The organism is Pseudomonas sp. NFPP04, from assembly GCF_900113815.1.
Classification (GTDB): domain Bacteria; phylum Pseudomonadota; class Gammaproteobacteria; order Pseudomonadales; family Pseudomonadaceae; genus Aquipseudomonas; species Aquipseudomonas extremorientalis.
Map to the genome: position 1 here is coordinate 119,479 of NZ_FOQS01000007.1, position 16,189 is coordinate 135,667.

Genomic DNA, 16,189 nt, shown 5'->3' on the forward strand with positions numbered 1-16,189 from the left:
ACCGGGCATCAAACCAACGTGTGCAGTGAGGTCAGTAGCGCGGAGAGGCGGGCCAATACGGCGCTAGGCAGCTCTCGGGGTCATGTCGAGACCCGGGCACTGTGGGTATTGCGCACTCCGTAGTCGTCGAGTGTCTGGAACTCCACGGTGGCGGCGCTGCCTGGCGGGGTGTTGAGGCTGGGCAGTTCAAAGCGCGTGCGATCACCCGGCGCCACCATGTTTCCAGCACCTGAAGACGCAGCCTTGCGTGGATGGCGCTGCCGGGACTCCAGCAACTCGACCTGTTCGAAGGTTACGTAGTAAGGCGTGGGGTTATAGACCTCCAGTACCTGGCCTTGCGCGGTCGATTCACGCCGCCATTGCAGTTTTCCCGGTGCCGCGTCGACCCCGGAAGGCAGGTTCGACGGTCGGAAAAACAGCTTGATCCGCGAGCGGAAGGCCAGTTGCAACTGATTGGCCTCCTGGGAGTGCGCGGGCACCTCCAACAGGTTGAGCCAGAACAGACTTTCCTGTTCCGTGGGCAAGCTGTCGCCCGTGTACGCCAGGCGTACGACCTGCTGCTTGCCTGGATCCATGCGAAAGATCGGCGGCGTGGCGATAAACGGCACCGTGGCCCTATCCGGGGTCGAGTGTTCGTCACCGCTGTCCAGCCAGACTTGGACCAGCACGGGTGCCTGGTTCTTGCTTTCGAGCCTGACCGTCACCTCCTTGTCGCGCTGCGGGTAGATGATCCGAGTGGTGCCAATGACCACACTGGCGTGCCCGACGGCGGCACCGGAAAGCGCAAGTGTCAATGCAATGAGACGGGCCACCCAGTGTGAAGTGAAAATGGCATTCATGGTTTCGATCGCCTGGCGTCTGGTGGTGTGACGCTTGCCGAGTGGCGCACGCGGGCACCGAAGTCGCTGACGGCGGTGAATTCGACGTTCAGCGCGCCGGTGGGGTATTCGCGCAACAATGGCAGTGCAAACAGCTTCACGTCGCCGCACGGCATCATCAGGCTGTCGTTGGCCTCTTTGTTTGGTGCTTTAGTGAATCGTTTTCCTTCGCTCAGCAAATCCACCGAACTCAGGGAAACATGATATGGCGTGGGGTTGGTGGCTTGCAGGGCGTAGCCATGCTCATGGGCGACCAGTTTCCATTGCAGCTTTGACGCAGCGCTGGCTACGGAGTAGGGCAATGCCTGCGGTCGCAGGAACACACGCAAGCGGGTCCGAAATGCCAGTTCGATCTGGTTGCCTTGTTCGGTACCGGCGGTAAGCGGTGGTACTTCCAGCACATTCAGCCAGTAGAGGCTTTCGCGATCGGGGGCTGCGGCCGCTCCGGTATAGCGCAGCCGCAGCGCCTGCTGCTGGTGGGGCTCAACGCGGAAAATCGGTGGCGAAAGGGTAAACGGCGTGCGTACCGTCGCCGGCGTCGAGCGGATATCGCCCGTGTCCAGCCAGGCTTGTACCAGCGCTGGACGGTCACCTTTGTTCTCCAGGCGTACCACCACTTCCTGCTGGTCAGCGGGATAGATCACGCGGGTGCCATGCATAATGACCCCGGCCCGGGCGGGAACTGCTTGCAGCAGTAACCCCGCAACACCACAGGTGTAAAGCACGAGGCAGGCCAGCTTTTTCATGCTCAAAGCTCTCTTCGAATCAAGCGAGTGGGCCTGCCTGGCGGCGGCAGGCCCGTTGCGTGCAAGGCCCGCCAGAGCGGGCCCGCTTTTCTATCAATCGGCGTACACGACCATGAAGCCGACGCGGGTCTTGACAGTACCTTCAGTCGCGACACCACTGGCGTACATCTGTGCGGCCAATGGAATGACAGCCTGGTTGTCGGCGATGACCACACCTTCGGATTTTTCCGTGTAAACGTTGATCGGAGTGCCATTACGGTTAGTCACCTCAACCTGTACGTTCTTGGCGTTGGTGGTGTCGGATGGGTCATCGTAGCCGTCGATGTTCAAGCGCCCGGTCGCCACATCAATCGCCGGGCTGGTAGGGTCGAAAGCAACCATTGCGGTGCGTCCGTTGGTGCAGCCACCTTCGCCAGGTGCGCCAATGCGGATGGTGAAGCCGGTCAGGTTGGCGCGATCACCCGGTTTCTGCAGGCGTGCGGCGGACACGCCACCAAGGTTGACGTCTTTGACCACGGCGCCGGTGCCTGGCGCTGCGCCTTCAATGGTGCAGGTCGTATCGCTCACCAACCCGGTGAAGTTGATGGTTCCGTCGTTGGCAGCCTGTGCCGGCTGCGAAACCGCTGCGGCTAAGGCGAGTACTACGGCGAGGGTGGAGAAAACGTGGACTTTCATAGTGTTCCCAATCGTGAGTTATCTGAGTAACCCGCCACACATTGAAGTGTTGCATCGGTAATTTGTTTCGTTTTTTTACCGAATGGCAGGTGGCAGTAATTTGGCTGGGAACGTTATTTTTGCCTATCGACAGGTCACGAGATTTATCTCGTAAATATTCGAAGTCTAAAATTTTAATTAAAACAATTGTATGGGGTAGTGTCTGTAGGGTTTCAATGTAAGACATGTATGTAGGAATAACTTGTCAGGCGCATGTTGGCTGTTTTTGATGGATTGATTCACGAAAAAGGCTGCGCTATACACTGTTCGTGCAGCGAGCATATGTGTACTAATTTGTACTTACTTGAGCGAACTTCCGGGTGTCTGAAATGCACACCATCATGTTGCTGGATAACCATGAAATGGTTCGGCAGGGAATTGAACTGGGCCTGCGCAAAGAGCCCGACCTGGAGGTCATCGGCTCCTTCGGTACATCCAGGGAGTTGCTTGATGCGCTCGGCCAACAACCTGCGGATGTGGTGGTGATGGACTTTACACTGGGGCCGTCAGACATCGATGGCCTCGGCCTGATCCAGATGCTGGGCAGGCGTTTCAAACGTTGCAAGGTGCTCGTTGTGTCATCCCGCTGCACGCGTGCAACGGTGATACTGGCGTTGAAGGCCGGGAGCTTTGGAGTGCTGGGCAAGACCGAACACCTCACGGAATTGATAGTGGCTATTCGGACTGTCGCCCAGGGGCGGATTTACCTGCAGCGTTGCATGTTGTCGGTGCTGCAGGAGGGAGAGTCTGTTCTGGCACGGGAGAATATCAAGTCGACACTTGAACATTCACTGCCGGTACGATTGAGCGGCGCCTTGACCCCCAAGGAACAGGAAGTCCTGCGTTGTTTTCTGGACGGAATGTCCGTGAATTCAATCGCGGCAAAGTTTTCGCGTAGCGCGAGTACTATCAGTACACAAAAACAGTCGGCGTATCGGAAGTTGGGTATCAGGACCGACAGTGAGCTTTTTATGTTTACCAAGCAGTTTGGTCGTCCTGATTAGCGCCGCGTGGTTTGAATGTTTGACTTGCGCGAGTATTTAAATCGGCCTGTCCAGATAACGCAGGGCCAATTGCTCAGTTGTCTGGCGTGCCGGCGATAGCAGATGGGGCGCCACCAGCATCATGATCTGGTAAACCACCACCTGTACTTCGCCTTCACGATCGAGAATCCGTTGGTAATCCAGGGAGAACAGCAAGGTCATGGTGATCTGCTCCACCAGTTGCCCAAGGGCCTGGGTGCTACTGACCAGTTGTCCTGCCGTCTTCAACCGCGCCAGCAATGACGCCAGGGTCCGTTTCAGCGCCGTCAGCAGGTTGCGAATGCCCTTGGCCAGCTTCGGCAGGCGCCCTGCCAGATTCGACAGGTCCTGAAACAGAAACCGATAATGCGCCATGCGCTCGACAATCAAGTGCAAGAACAGCCAGTAATCCTCGGCTTCCAATTGCGCGTCTGGCGGTGGGTCCAGCAGGGGCGCCAGCTCATTCTGGAAACGCTCGAACAGCCCCAGGACCAGCGGCTCCTTGCCATGGAAGTGGTAGTAGAGGTTGCCGGGGCTGATCCCCATTTCATTGGCCACCTCCATGGTCGACACGTTGGGTTCGCCCTTCTGGTTGAACAGTTGCAGGGCGCATTCAAGGATACGGTCGCGGGTCTTCATCCAGTCTTCTTAAGGTGATCGTTGAGCTCAGCGCACGCGCACGTAAGTGCCCGGTGCCGCTTCCATCGGTGGGTAATTCTGGTTGCCCAGGGCGGTGAGGGTTTCGCGTTGTACGCCGGAACGCTGTTGGATCCACTCCAGCCAACGCGGCCACCAGCTGCCTTCGACGTGGTTGGCGTCGTAATACCAGGCGCGTGGGTCGCTGCTCAGCTTGAGGTTCTCGACGTAGTTGGCCTTGGGGTTGCCCGGCGGGTTGAGAATGCTCTGGATATGCCCGCTGTTGGACAGCACGAAGCGCCGCTCGCCGCCCAGCAACTGAGTGGAGCGATACACCGCATCCCACGGCGTGATGTGGTCGTTGATGCCGGCCACGCTGAAACTGTCCACCGTGACCTTCTGCAAATCGATGGGCGTGCCACACACTTCCAGGCCGCCGGGATGGCTCAGTGGGTTGTGCTTGAAGAAGTCCAGCAGGTCGCCGTGCAAGGCGGCGGGCAGGCGCGTGTTGTCGTTGTTCCAGTACAGGATGTCGAAGGCCGGTGGTTCCTTGCCCAGCAGGTAATTGTTGATCCAGTAGTTCCAGATCAGGTCATTGGGGCGCATCCAGGCAAACACCTTGGCCATGTCGCGGCCGTCGAGCACGCCTTGCTGGTAGGAGCGACGCTTGGCGGCTTCCAGGGTCTGCTCGTCGGCGAACAGGGTGGCGGGGCTGTCGATCTGGCTGTCCAGCAGGCTCACCAGGTAACTTGCGCTGGAGATGCGGCGCAGCTGGCGCTTGGCCTGTAGGTGGCCTTGCAGCGCGGCGATGGTCAGGCCGCCGGCGCAGGCGCCCATCAGGTTGACCTCGCGGGCGCCGCTGATCGCGCGACAGACGTTGAGTGCTTCCTCCAGCGCGGCTACATAGGTGGAAAGGCCCCATTCGCGATGCCGCACATCCGGATTGCGCCAGCTGACCATGAAGGTCTGCAGGCCGTTTTTCAAGGCGTACTGCACAAAGCTGTTGGCCGGGCTCAGGTCGAAAATGTAGAACTTGTTGATTTGCGGCGGCACGACCAGCAGCGGCTTGGCGTACTGTTTTTCGCTCATGGGCTTGTACTGGATCAGCTCCAGCAGCTCATTGCGAAACACCACCGAACCGGGGGTGGTGGCTACCGTCTTGCCCACTTCGAAGGCGTGCTTGCTCACCTGGCGCGGTAGGCCATTGTTGTGCAGCAGGTCTTCGACCAGGTTGGTCACCCCACGCACCACGCTGTTGCCGCCGGAGTTGAGCAGCTCCTTGATCGCCAACGGATTGAGCAGGGTGTTGGAGGGCGAGACCGCATCGTTGAGCAATGAGAAGGCAAAGTGCGCACGGGCCCGGTCATCGTCGCTGAGGGTGCTGTCATCGATCCAGTGACGGGTCTGCTTCTGCCAGCTCAGATAGGCCTGCAGGCTGCGGCGGTACAGGGGGTTTAGCTTCCAGGTGGGGTCGTTGAAGCGGCTGTCGTTGGGGTTGGGTTCGTGCACGGTTTCACCGAGCAGTACGCGGCCCAGTTGCCCGCTCAGCGCCCAGGCATGCCGAACGGTATGCACCGGGTTGCGCAGGCCATGGGCAGCCACGCTGCGCAGCGTCGACAGCAAATCCCGGCCGCGCAGGCCGGTGATCGCATTTTGCGCGTTGATGAACGCGGCGGGGGTGGGCGCCGGGTTCGTCACGGGTCTTTCTCGCATGAGCCAACACTCCTTCGTCAAGCCATCAAACAGGCACGCCAATTCAGAACCATAGTCGGTTCCTGGCAAGTTGCGCGGCGGTGTGGTCCTTACACAGCCGGTCGCGGATGAATCACCGCGCGCATGCGCTCCTCTTCAAGAAACTTCATGATGATCGGCGCCACGGCTTCGGCCCGGGTGATCAGGAACAGGTGGCCGTCATCGATGATGTGCAACTGTGCATTGGGAATGCGCCAGGCGAGCATGCGCATGTTGATCAGCGGGATCAGCGGGTCATCGTCCCCCGCCAGCACCAGGGTGGGCTGGCGGATCTTGTGCAGCCAGTGGATGCTGGTCCAGCCCAACCCGGCGAACAGTTGCCAGTAGTAGCCGAGCTTGCCGGCCGAGCGCACTTTGCTGGCGTGTTCGGCGGCCAGTTTCGAATCGCGGCGGAACGAACCGCCGTAGATCATCGGCGCGATGCGCACCACGTGGGACGGCTGGATGTAGCGGCGCGGGCTGGCCATCAGCCACAGCACTTTTGGCTTGCCCGGCACCATCACTGCACCCGCCGCCGTGGCTGCGAGGATCAACTTTTTGCACCGCTCCGGGTAGTCATAGGCAAACTGCTGCGCCAGCGCGCCGCCCCAGGACACGCCAACGGCATTCACCTGGCCATAGTCCAGGTAATCGAGCATACGCGCGGTGAGTTTGGCCAAACCGGGAAAGCGGTACGGTCGATTGGGTGTCGACGAGCCGCCCACGCCGGGCACATCGAAGGCGATCACTTCCAGGTCCGGGTCCAGCGCCTGGACGAACGGAAACACCAACTCAAGGTTGGCGCCGATGCCATTGAAGATCAGCAGCGGCGTCAAGTGAGGCTTGCCCGGGCGTACCGCCGTGCGGATGGTCTGGCCATCCAGGTCGATGGTACGGAAGATGAACGGTTGCGGCATGCTCAAACCCTGTGAAGTGTTACAGCCGGAATGCGGTCAATGTGGGAGGGGGCAAGCCCCTTCCCACATTTGAATGCATTTCAATTTAGCGTTCGTGTACGTAGGTGCCGGGCGCCGCCTCTGCTGCGGCGTAGGTTTTGTTACCCAAACTCGTCGGCGCCTTCTTCAACTTGCCCGCTCGCTCCGCCTGCCATGCCTGCCAATGCAGCCACCACGAATCCGTATGCTTGGTCGCATTCTCCTGCCACTCAAGCGGCTTGCCCGCCAGGCCATCGCTGGTCTGGTAGCGCGCCTTGGGGTTGCCCGGCGGGTTGAGGATGCTCTGGATATGCCCGCTGCTCGACAGCACGAACTCGACCTTGCCACCAAACAGCTGCGCCGACTTGTAGCAGGATTGCCACGGCGTAATGTGATCGTTGGTGCCCGCCAATGAATAGATATCGGCAGTGACCTGCTTCAGGTCGATGGGCGTGCCGCACACTTCCAGTGCGTTGGCGCGCACCAGTGGGTTGTTCTTGAACAGTTCGATCAGATCGCCGTGGAACGCCGCCGGCAAGCGCGTGGTGTCATTGTTCCAGAACAGGATGTCGAACACCGGCGGCTCGTTGCCCAGCAGGTAGTTGTTCACCCAGTAGTTCCAGATCAGGTCATTGGGGCGCATCCAGGCGAACACCTTGGCCATGTCGCGGCCTTCGAGCACGCCGGCCTGGTAGGAATGGCGCTTGGCCGCCTCCAGGGTCTGCTCGTCGACGAACAGCGCCACCTGGGTGTCCAGCGTGGTGTCCAGCACGCTCACCAGCAGGGTCAGGGCGTTGACCTTCTTCTCCCCCAGCGCCGCGTAGTGGCCCAAGAGGGCGGTGCAGGTGATGCCGCCGGAGCAGGCGCCGAGCATATTCACATCTTTGCTGCCGGTGATCGCGGTGACCACATCGACGGCTTCTTTCAGCGCTTCGATATAGGTCGACAGGCCCCACTCGCGCTGCGCCTTGGTCGGGTTGCGCCAGCTGACGATGAACGTCTGCTGGCCGTTGCGCAGGCAAAAGCGCGCCAGGCTCTTCTCCGGGCTCAGGTCGAATACATAGAATTTGTTGATCTGCGGCGGCACCACCAGCAGCGGGCGTTCGTGCACCTGTTCGGTGATCGGCTTGTACTGGATCAACTCCAGCACGTCATTGCGAAACACCACCGCGCCTTCGGTGGTGCCCAGGGTCTTGCCCACTTCAAAGGCGCCCATGTTGACCTGGCTGGGCATGCCGCCGTTGTGCACCATGTCCTTGGCCAGGTGGGACAGGCCGTCGAGCAGGCTCTTGCCGCCGGTTTCAAAGAAACGCTTGACCGCCGCCGGGTTGGCCGCGCTGTTGGTGGGGGCCATGGCTTCGGTCATCAGGTTGATCACGAAGTGGCCACGGCTGATGTCCTGTTCCGACAGGTTGCTGTCGCCGATCCAGTCGTGCAGTTCCTTGCGCCACGCCAGGTAGGTTTGCAGGTAGCGCTTGTAGAGTGGGTTCTGGCTCCAGGCCGGGTCGGTGAAACGACGGTCATCGCTTTCCGGCACCAGCGCGGATTTGCCAAACATCACATTCTTCAGCTCGACGCCAAAATGGGCGACGTGCTTGACGCTGTGCAACGGTTGCTTGATGGCTTGGGTCAGCACCATCTTCGCCGAGGCGAGTAAATCCTTTTTACGTAACGCGATGATCGGGTTGAGCCCCAGAGTGTTTTCCGAGGCCTGGCGTTTCAAGTCATCGTTGTTCTTGTTACTCATCTACGACGCTCCATTGTCCGAAAGACGAGTACCGGGGACCGCTGCGCACCCAGTTTCGATACACAACACAAGCCTGGTACTGCGACTCGGGTGACCGTTGATACCACATCGTCAAATGCAGGGAACTTGCCAGTTCCATTGGTTACCCGAGTTTAATTTTTTTCGCAAGCGGGCCAATCGTTGGCCACGCGACAGGGCATTCAAGCAGATGAAATTAGAAAATGCGCTCTAAAGAGCAAGACGCCTGAGCTAGAGCATCAGCCGTACGACCGACTCGCTCGGGTCGCGGGTTTTGCCAGCGGCTTTGAGTTCGGCAAGATAGTCGGCCCACAGCGCGTCCTGACGCACGGCCAACTGATAGAGGTAGTCCCAGGTGAACAGTCCACTGTCATGCCCGTCGTTAAAGGTCAATTTCAGTGCGTACTGGCCGGCCGGTTCGATCTTGATCAACTTCACGTTGAGCTTGCCGAATTGCAGGATAGGTTTGCCGTGGCCCTGGACCTCGGCGGAAGGCGAGTGGGTGCGCAACAGTTCGGCAGGGAGTTGGTACACCTCGTCGGGCCCGTAGGTGAGGCCGAGGGTGTTGGAGGTTTTGTGCAGGTTTACAGCAGTGGGAAACTTTGACATTGGCAATAATCCTGATGGAACCGGCCTCAAAATGTGGGAGGGGGCTTGCCCCCGATGGCAGTGTGTCAGTCAGCATATATCTGTCTGATAGACCGCTATCGGGGGCAAGCCCCCTCCCACATTGAAGCGAAGCGATTCTGTGTGAGGCTTACAGAATATAGCGCGACAAGTCTTCGTTTTGCGCCAATTCGCCCAGGTGGCTGTTGACGTAAGCCGTGTCGATCTTGATCACTTCGCCATTCTGCGCACCGGCCAGGTCGCCGGCACTGAAGGATACTTCCTCGAGCAAGCGCTCCAGCAAGGTGTGCAGGCGACGGGCACCGATGTTCTCGGTCTTCTCGTTGACCTGCCAGGCGATCTCCGCCAGGCGCTTGATGCCGTCTGGCTGGAACTCGATGCCCAAGCCTTCGGTTTTCAGCAGTTCACGGTACTGCTCGGTGAGCGAGGCGTGCGGCTCGCTGAGGATGCGTTCGAAGTCGCCCGGGGTCAGCGCCTTCAACTCCACGCGAATCGGCAGGCGGCCTTGCAGCTCCGGCACCAAGTCGCTTGGCTTGCTCAGGTGGAACGCACCGGAGGCGATAAACAGGATGTGGTCGGTCTTGACCATGCCCAGCTTGGTGTTCACGGTGCAACCTTCGATCAGCGGCAGCAGGTCGCGCTGTACGCCTTCACGGGACACATCGACGCCGCCGGAGTTACCGCGCTTGGCCACCTTGTCGATCTCGTCGATAAACACGATGCCATGCTGCTCGACCGCCTCCAGGGCCTTGGCCTTGAGTTCTTCCTCATTCACCAGGCGCCCGGCTTCTTCGTCGCGCACCAGTTTCAGCGCTTCCTTCACCTTGAGCTTGCGGCTTTTCTTCTTGCCCTTGCCCATGTTGGCGAACAGGTTCTGCAACTGGCTGGTCATCTCTTCCATGCCAGGCGGGGCAGAGATGTCGACGCCGGACACTTCGGCGACTTCGATCTCGATTTCCTTGTCGTCCAGCTGGCCTTCACGCAGGCGCTTGCGGAACAGCTGGCGGGTGTTGGAGTCCGAGGCCGGTGCGGCTTCTTCGTTGAAGCCCATGCGTGCCGGTGGCAGCAAGGCGTCGAGGATGCGTTCTTCGGCGGCGTCTTCGGCGCGATGGCTGACCTTGGTCATTTCCTGTTCGCGCAGCATTTTCAGAGCTGCGTCTGCCAGGTCACGAATGATCGACTCGACGTCACGGCCCACATAGCCTACTTCGGTGAACTTGGTGGCTTCTACCTTGATGAACGGCGCGTTGGCCAGTTTGGCCAGGCGACGTGCGATCTCGGTTTTGCCGACGCCGGTCGGGCCGATCATCAGGATGTTCTTTGGCGTTACTTCAACGCGCAGTTCTTCGGGCAGTTGCATCCGGCGCCAGCGGTTACGCAGCGCGATGGCTACGGCGCGCTTGGCATCGTCCTGGCCGATGATATGGCGGTTGAGTTCATGGACGATTTCGCGGGGAGTCATGGACATAATGTTTGGCGGCCTCAAGCGGGAATAAGCCTACGGCTTACTCGGCGAGGTCCTGCTCCTCAATGGTGAAGTTGTGGTTGGTGAACACGCAGATATCGCCGGCGATGCCCAGGGCAGTCTCGACGATTTCGCGGGCCGACAGGTCGGTTTTCTTCAACAGTGCGCTGGCTGCCGCCTGGGCGTAGCCACCGCCGGAACCCATGGCGATCAGGCCATGTTCGGGCTCAACCACATCGCCGTTGCCGGTGATGATCAGGGACGCGTCTTTGTTGGCGACGGCCAGCATGGCTTCCAGGCGGCTGAGGGAGCGGTCGGTGCGCCATTCTTTGGCGAGTTCGACTGCGGCGCGCACGAGGTGGCCCTGGTGTTTTTCCAATTGGCCTTCGAAACGTTCGAAAAGGGTGAAGGCGTCGGCGGTAGCGCCGGCAAAGCCCGCGAGAACCTGGCCGTGGTACAGGCGACGCACTTTCTTGGCGTTGCCTTTCATCACGGTATTGCCCAGGGAAACCTGGCCGTCGCCGCCCATGACGACTTTGCCGTGGCGACGTACTGAAACGATGGTGGTCAAGGGGAGAGTCTCCACGCAGCGGGGCGAAAATGCCCTGATGCAAACTCATATGGGGGTGGCGGAGGGGATTTCAACCATAGGGGGTTATGGCGGACGAGTGGTGCTCAAGGGTCTGACACACATTCCACAGCGCTGCAAAACCAAATGTGGGAGGGGACAGGCCCCGTCCCACATTTGATCCAGGTTGGCTGAAGGTCAGCGGCTCTGGCGTTGTTGTAACAACAGGTTGCTAAAACCCGCGCCGGCCAATTGCTTTTGCGCCACGGTCAGCTGTTCACGGTTGCTGAACGGTCCTACCAGTACGCGATACCAGGTCGCATCCTTCACAGTGCCGGACTCCACCGTCACCGACTGGCCCAGCAGAATGATTTGCGCCCGCACGCGGTCCGCATCCGCCTGTTTGGGGAACGAGCCCGCTTGCAGGAAGAACTTGGTCACTGGCGCGGCCTTGGTCTCGGCCACCGGCGGTGCTGGCGGCGGGGTGATCCCGGCCAATGCGGCCTGGGCGCGCGCTGTGTCGATTTTAGCGGCCTCCGCCGGGGTGACCGGGGTGGTTGGCACTTGCGGCGTCGGCAGGGTTTTCTCCGGCACGGCGTCCGGCGGCACGATCACTTCCGATTCGGGCAACAGCGTGTAGAAGTCGTACTTCGGCTTTACCGGAGCGGTCGGGCTCGGCGCAGTCTTGTTGGCTTCGGCCATTTTCGTGGCCTTCTGTTGCTCCTGCTTGACCCGTTTGACGTCATCGCCCTTGCCCGGATCCAGTTTCATCAGGAATACGATAAACGCGCCGACGGTGAGGCCGATCGCCATCCACAACCAGCCCGGGATCGGCTTCTTCGCCGGGGCCTGATAGCGGCTGGCGCCGCGCTTGGGTGCAGGTTTTTTCTTGGCAGCCAACTTACATACGCTCCAGTGTTTCCAGGCCCAACAGTTCCAGGCCTTGCTTGAGGGTCCGTCCAGCCAGGGCGGCGAGGCGCAGGCGGCTTTGCTTCTGGGCTTCGTCGTCGGCAGTCAGGATCGGGCAGTTCTCGTAGAAGCTGGAGAACAGGCCGGCGACTTCGTACAGGTAGGTGCACAGGATGTGCGGCGTGCCTTTTTCGCCGACGCTGTTCAGCACTTCGCCGAATTGTGCCAGCTTGGCGGCCAGTTCCTGCTCGTGCGGGGCGTCCAGCACGATGTGCCCTTCAACTTCGCTGAAGTCCTTGCCCAGCTTGCGGAACACGCCGGCCACACGGGTGTAGGCGTAAAGCAGGTACGGTGCGGTGTTGCCTTCGAAGTTGAGCATCAGCTCGAAGTTGAAGCTGTAGTCGCTGGTGCGGTGCTTGGACAGGTCGGCGTATTTCACCGCACCAATGCCTACCACGCGGGCGATGTTGCGCAGGTCGGCCTCGGCCAGTTCCGGGTTCTTTTCCTTCACCAGGTTGTAGGCGCGTTCCTGGGCTTCGGTCAGCAGGTCGATCAGCTTCACGGTGCCGCCGTCACGGGTCTTGAACGGGCGGCCATCGGCGCCGTTCATGGTGCCGAAGCCCATGTGTTCCATGTGCATCGGGTGGGTGACGAAGCCCGCGCGGCGTGCCACTTCGAACACCTGCTGGAAGTGCAGGGCCTGGCGCTGGTCGACGAAATACAGCGCACGGTCGGCCTTGAGCACCCCACTGCGGTAGCGCACAGCCGCCAGGTCGGTGGTGGCATACAGGTAGCCGCCATCGGCCTTGACGATGATCACCGGCAGCGGCTCGCCGTCGGCGGTCTTGAATTCTTCGAGGAACACGCATTGCGCGCCGTTGCTCTCCACCAGCAGGCCCTGGGCCTTGAGGTCGTTGACCACGTTGATCAGGTCGTCGTTGTAGGCGCTTTCGCCCATCACGTCGGCCATGGTCAGCTTGACGTTGAGCAGATCGTAGATTTCCTGGCAGTGCGACAGCGAGATCTCACGGAAACGGTTCCACAGCGCCAGGCATTCCTCGTCACCGGCTTGCAGTTTGACCACCAGGCCACGGGCGCGGTCGGCGAACTCTTCGGATTCGTCGAAGCGCTTCTTGGCGGCGCGGTAGAAGTTTTCCAGGTCCGACAGCTCGTTGCTGGTGATCGGGTTTTCTTGCAGGTAAGCCATCAGCATGCCGAACTGGGTGCCCCAGTCGCCCACGTGGTTCTGACGGATCACGCTGTCGCCGAGGAACTCCAGCACCCGCGCCACGCCATCGCCGATGATGGTGGAGCGCAGGTGGCCCACGTGCATCTCTTTGGCCAGGTTCGGTGCCGACAGGTCGATGACCACGCGCTGCAGCGGGCCGGCCTTGAGCACGCCGATCCTGGCGTCGGCCAGGGCTGCATCCAGGCGCGAAGCCAGGGCCTGGGTATTCTGGAAGAAGTTGATAAAACCGGGGCCGGCGATTTCGGCCTTGGTGACGCTTTCGTCGGCCGGCAGCGCGGCGATGATTTTTTCCGCCAGGTCGCGCGGTTTCATGCCGGCCGGCTTGGACAGCATCATCGCAATGTTGCTGGCGAAGTCACCGTGGGTCTTGTCGCGGGTGTTTTCCACCTGGATCGCCGGCGACAGGCCTTCAGGCAACACACCTTCGTTGACGAGTTGGGTGAGGGCTTGTTGGATCAGCTGGCGAATGGTGTCTTTCATGGTGTTCTCTTTCGACCGCAAGCGGCGGCGCGCGATGCGCAGGTGGAAAAACTGGGCATTATCCGTGGCGAGGGCGGGCTTGCCAACCTTCGCGGGACCTGTGGCCAGGGTTAATACAAATCTACCGGGTCTACGTCCAACGACCATCGCACTTGCCGGCCGCTGGGCATTTGCTCCAGGGCAAGCAACCAGCTACTTAATAGCCGATGCAGCGGTGCGCGGGAGGTTGCCTGCAAGAGTAGCTGAGCGCGATAACGCCCGGCGCGGCGCTCCATGGGCGCAGGCACCGGGCCGAGCAGTTCGATGCCGCTCAGACCCAGTTCGCCAAGCAAACGTTCGGCCGCGCTGCACGCTTCATCCAGGAAACCTTCGGCCTGCCCCGGCTTGTGCGCTTCGGCGCGTAGCAGTGCCAGGTGGGAAAACGGCGGCAGGCCGGCGGCGCGACGTTCGCTCAGGGCCTGTTCGGCGAAGGCGAAGTAGCCTTGCTCGGTGAGCTGGATCAGCAGCGGATGGTCGGCCAGGTGCGTCTGGATAATCACTCGGCCTGGCTCCTCGGCACGCCCTGCGCGGCCCGCAACCTGCACGATCAACTGCGCCATGCGCTCGCTGGCACGGAAATCCCCGGAGAACAGCCCACCGTCCGCATCCAGGATCGACACCAGGGTCACCCGTGGAAAGTGATGCCCCTTGGCAAGCATCTGCGTGCCGATGAGGATGCACGGCTGGCCTTTCTGGATGGTGGCGAACAGCTGGTTCATCGCGTCTTTGCGCGACGTGCTGTCACGGTCGACCCGCAGCACCGGGTAATCCGGGAACAGGATGCCCAGGCGTTCCTCGGCGCGCTCGGTGCCTGCGCCTACCGGTCGCAGGTCGACTTTGCCGCACTGCGGGCAATGGCGCGGCACCCGCTCCACATGGCCGCAGTGGTGGCAGCGCAGTTCGCCGTGGCGCTGGTGCACCGTCATGCGCGCGTCGCAGCGCTCGCACTCGGACATCCAGCCGCAGTCATGGCACAGCAGCGTCGGCGCAAAGCCGCGCCGATTGAGGAACACCAGCACCTGCTGGCCAGCGGCGAGGGTCTGGCCGATGGCTTGTTGCATTGGCCCGGAAATACCGCTGTCCAGCGGGCGGCTTTTGACGTCCAGGCGCAGGAAACGTGGTTGCTTGGCGCCGCCCGCCCGTTCGTTGAGGCGCAAGAGGCCGTAACGGCCGGTGTAGGCGTTGTGCAGGCTTTCCAGGGACGGCGTGGCCGAGCCCAGCACAATCGGGATGTCTTCCTGGCGAGCGCGCACCAGCGCCAGGTCGCGGGCGTGGTAGCGCAGGCCTTCCTGCTGTTTATAGGAGCCGTCGTGTTCCTCGTCGATGATGATCAGCCCGGGGTTTTTCATCGGGGTGAACAGCGCCGAACGGGTGCCGATAATAATGTCGGCCTCGCCATCCCGCGCTGCCAGCCAGGACTCCAGGCGCTCGCGGTCGTTGACAGCCGAATGCACCAGCGCGATACGCGCATTGAAACGCTGCTCGAAGCGCGCCAGGGTCTGCGGGCCGAGGTTGATCTCGGGGATCAGCACCAGCGCCTGTTTGCCGGCTTGCAGGGTTTCGCGGATCAACTGCAAATAGACTTCGGTCTTGCCGCTGCCCGTGACGCCGGCCAGCAGGAAAGCGTGGAAGCTGTCGAAGCCTGCGCGGATCGCTTCGTAGGCGGCGCGTTGCTCGGGGTTCAGCGGCAATTCCGGCTGGGCCAGCCAGTGTTCGTGGCGGGCGTCAGGGGCGTGCTTGCGGATTTCCACCTGTACCAGGCCTTTGGCAAGCAGCAGGTCGAGGCTGTCTTTGCTCAGCATCAGCTTGCTCAGCAGTTGATGAGCCACGCCATGGGGATGCTGCGCCAGCGTGGCCAGTGCTTCACGTTGGCGTGGGGCACGGGCGATGCGCGGGTCGTCGAGGCGCGCGCCGGGCACCATCGACCAGAAGCGCTCCTGACGCGCTTCGGCCAGTTCGCCCTGGCGCAGCAGCACCGGCAAGGCCCAGCTCAACGTATCGCCCAGGCTGTGCTGGTAATACTGAGCGGTCCACAGGCACAGCTTGAACAGCGCGGGTGGCAGTGGAGGGGTGGTGTCGAGGATGGCCAGCGCGGGCTTGAGTTTTTCGGCCGGCACTTCGCTGTGGTCGGTGACTTCAACCAGAATGCCGATCATCTCACGCCGCCCGAACGGCACACGCACACGCATGCCCGGTTGCAACTGCGCCCGCAGTACGCCGGCCGGCGCCCGGTAATCGAACAGGCGGCGCAGGGGCGAAGGCAGGGCGAGGCGCAGAATGGCGTCGGGCACGCGAGGAGTCTCATATAAAGGCAGGCGGTGGCGCAGGGGCGGGAGCCTAGCAGAGCCGGGAGGGCTTGGGTATGCCACGGTTTTCTGATGAAAGGAGGTTTTCAGCCAGATGTGCAGCTTGCGTGATTGAAAAG

14 protein-coding genes are annotated in these 16,189 nt (G+C 61.2%); 1 reads left to right on the plus strand and 13 read right to left on the minus strand.

The window, feature by feature from the left end:
* Nucleotides 1–80: 80 nt before the first annotated feature.
* From BM017_RS16700 to BM017_RS16710, 3 genes are all read right to left on the minus strand, one after another.
* On the minus strand, nt 81–839 hold the full coding sequence (locus tag BM017_RS16700; protein WP_092246375.1) for a fimbrial biogenesis chaperone: 759 nt from the start codon (nt 837–839) through the stop codon (nt 81–83).
* Complete coding sequence (locus BM017_RS16705) at nt 836–1,624, minus strand: fimbrial biogenesis chaperone (protein ID WP_092246379.1); 789 nt, start codon at nt 1,622–1,624, stop codon at nt 836–838. The genes BM017_RS16700 and BM017_RS16705 overlap by 4 nt, the downstream gene beginning before the upstream one ends.
* A gap of 93 nt (nt 1,625–1,717) precedes the next feature.
* Nucleotides 1,718–2,299 carry a fimbrial protein gene (locus tag BM017_RS16710; RefSeq protein WP_092246382.1) on the minus strand — a complete coding sequence of 194 codons (582 nt, stop codon included), beginning with the start codon at nt 2,297–2,299 and terminating at the stop codon, nt 1,718–1,720.
* A gap of 368 nt (nt 2,300–2,667) precedes the next feature.
* On the opposite strand from BM017_RS16710, the gene BM017_RS16715 reads away from it, so the two are divergent.
* The gene (locus BM017_RS16715; RefSeq protein WP_256572950.1) at nt 2,668–3,342 is read left to right on the plus strand and encodes a response regulator transcription factor; all 675 of its coding nucleotides are present in this window, start codon (nt 2,668–2,670) and stop codon (nt 3,340–3,342) included.
* Between the two features lie 36 nt (nt 3,343–3,378).
* On the opposite strand, the gene BM017_RS16720 is transcribed toward BM017_RS16715, so the two are convergent.
* The 10 genes from BM017_RS16720 to BM017_RS16765 all read right to left on the minus strand — a co-directional run bounded on the left by BM017_RS16720 (nt 3,379) and on the right by BM017_RS16765 (nt 16,055).
* Nucleotides 3,379–3,999, minus strand: a complete 621-nt coding sequence (locus tag BM017_RS16720) for a TetR/AcrR family transcriptional regulator (RefSeq protein WP_071492378.1) — start codon at nt 3,997–3,999, stop codon at nt 3,379–3,381.
* Between the two features lie 27 nt (nt 4,000–4,026).
* Nucleotides 4,027–5,709: a class II poly(R)-hydroxyalkanoic acid synthase gene (phaC, locus tag BM017_RS16725; RefSeq protein ID WP_092246385.1), complete on the minus strand. Its 1,683-nt coding sequence runs from the start codon at nt 5,707–5,709 to the stop codon at nt 4,027–4,029.
* Nucleotides 5,710–5,798: 89 nt separating this feature from the next.
* Entirely contained in the window at nt 5,799–6,644 is an 846-nt protein-coding gene (phaZ, locus tag BM017_RS16730) for a poly(3-hydroxyalkanoate) depolymerase (protein WP_016979176.1), read from the minus strand.
* 85 nt (nt 6,645–6,729) lie between these two features.
* Entirely contained in the window at nt 6,730–8,409 is a 1,680-nt protein-coding gene (phaC, locus tag BM017_RS16735) for a class II poly(R)-hydroxyalkanoic acid synthase (protein ID WP_071492375.1), read from the minus strand.
* 249 nt (nt 8,410–8,658) lie between these two features.
* A complete protein-coding gene (locus BM017_RS16740) occupies nt 8,659–9,036 on the minus strand; it encodes a gamma-butyrobetaine hydroxylase family protein (protein WP_092246388.1) in 378 nt (125 codons plus the stop codon).
* Between the two features lie 148 nt (nt 9,037–9,184).
* Nucleotides 9,185–10,522, minus strand: a complete 1,338-nt coding sequence (gene hslU / locus BM017_RS16745; protein ID WP_092246392.1) for an ATP-dependent protease ATPase subunit HslU — start codon at nt 10,520–10,522, stop codon at nt 9,185–9,187.
* A 37-nt stretch (nt 10,523–10,559) separates the two neighbouring features.
* Nucleotides 10,560–11,090: an ATP-dependent protease subunit HslV gene (gene hslV, locus BM017_RS16750; protein ID WP_010563201.1), complete on the minus strand. Its 531-nt coding sequence runs from the start codon at nt 11,088–11,090 to the stop codon at nt 10,560–10,562.
* A 195-nt stretch (nt 11,091–11,285) separates the two neighbouring features.
* Nucleotides 11,286–11,987, minus strand: a complete 702-nt coding sequence (locus BM017_RS16755) for an SPOR domain-containing protein (protein ID WP_025858692.1) — start codon at nt 11,985–11,987, stop codon at nt 11,286–11,288.
* A gap of 1 nt (nt 11,988) precedes the next feature.
* Complete coding sequence (argS, locus tag BM017_RS16760) at nt 11,989–13,725, minus strand: arginine--tRNA ligase (RefSeq protein ID WP_092246395.1); 1,737 nt, start codon at nt 13,723–13,725, stop codon at nt 11,989–11,991.
* 110 nt (nt 13,726–13,835) lie between these two features.
* The gene (locus BM017_RS16765) at nt 13,836–16,055 is read right to left on the minus strand and encodes a primosomal protein N' (protein WP_092246398.1); all 2,220 of its coding nucleotides are present in this window, start codon (nt 16,053–16,055) and stop codon (nt 13,836–13,838) included.
* Nucleotides 16,056–16,189 lie beyond the last annotated feature (134 nt).

Coding starts and splice junctions, on each gene's coding strand:
- BM017_RS16700 (WP_092246375.1), bottom strand. CDS start 839: ATGAATGCCATTTTCACTTCACACTGGGTGGCCCGTCTCATTGCATTG.
- BM017_RS16705 (WP_092246379.1), bottom strand. CDS start 1,624: ATGAAAAAGCTGGCCTGCCTCGTGCTTTACACCTGTGGTGTTGCGGGG.
- BM017_RS16710 (WP_092246382.1), bottom strand. CDS start 2,299: ATGAAAGTCCACGTTTTCTCCACCCTCGCCGTAGTACTCGCCTTAGCC.
- BM017_RS16715 (WP_256572950.1), top strand. CDS start 2,668: ATGCACACCATCATGTTGCTGGATAACCATGAAATGGTTCGGCAGGGA.
- BM017_RS16720 (WP_071492378.1), bottom strand. CDS start 3,999: ATGAAGACCCGCGACCGTATCCTTGAATGCGCCCTGCAACTGTTCAAC.
- phaC (WP_092246385.1), bottom strand. CDS start 5,709: ATGCGAGAAAGACCCGTGACGAACCCGGCGCCCACCCCCGCCGCGTTC.
- phaZ (WP_016979176.1), bottom strand. CDS start 6,644: ATGCCGCAACCGTTCATCTTCCGTACCATCGACCTGGATGGCCAGACC.
- phaC (WP_071492375.1), bottom strand. CDS start 8,409: ATGAGTAACAAGAACAACGATGACTTGAAACGCCAGGCCTCGGAAAAC.
- BM017_RS16740 (WP_092246388.1), bottom strand. CDS start 9,036: ATGTCAAAGTTTCCCACTGCTGTAAACCTGCACAAAACCTCCAACACC.
- hslU (WP_092246392.1), bottom strand. CDS start 10,522: ATGTCCATGACTCCCCGCGAAATCGTCCATGAACTCAACCGCCATATC.
- argS (WP_092246395.1), bottom strand. CDS start 13,725: ATGAAAGACACCATTCGCCAGCTGATCCAACAAGCCCTCACCCAACTC.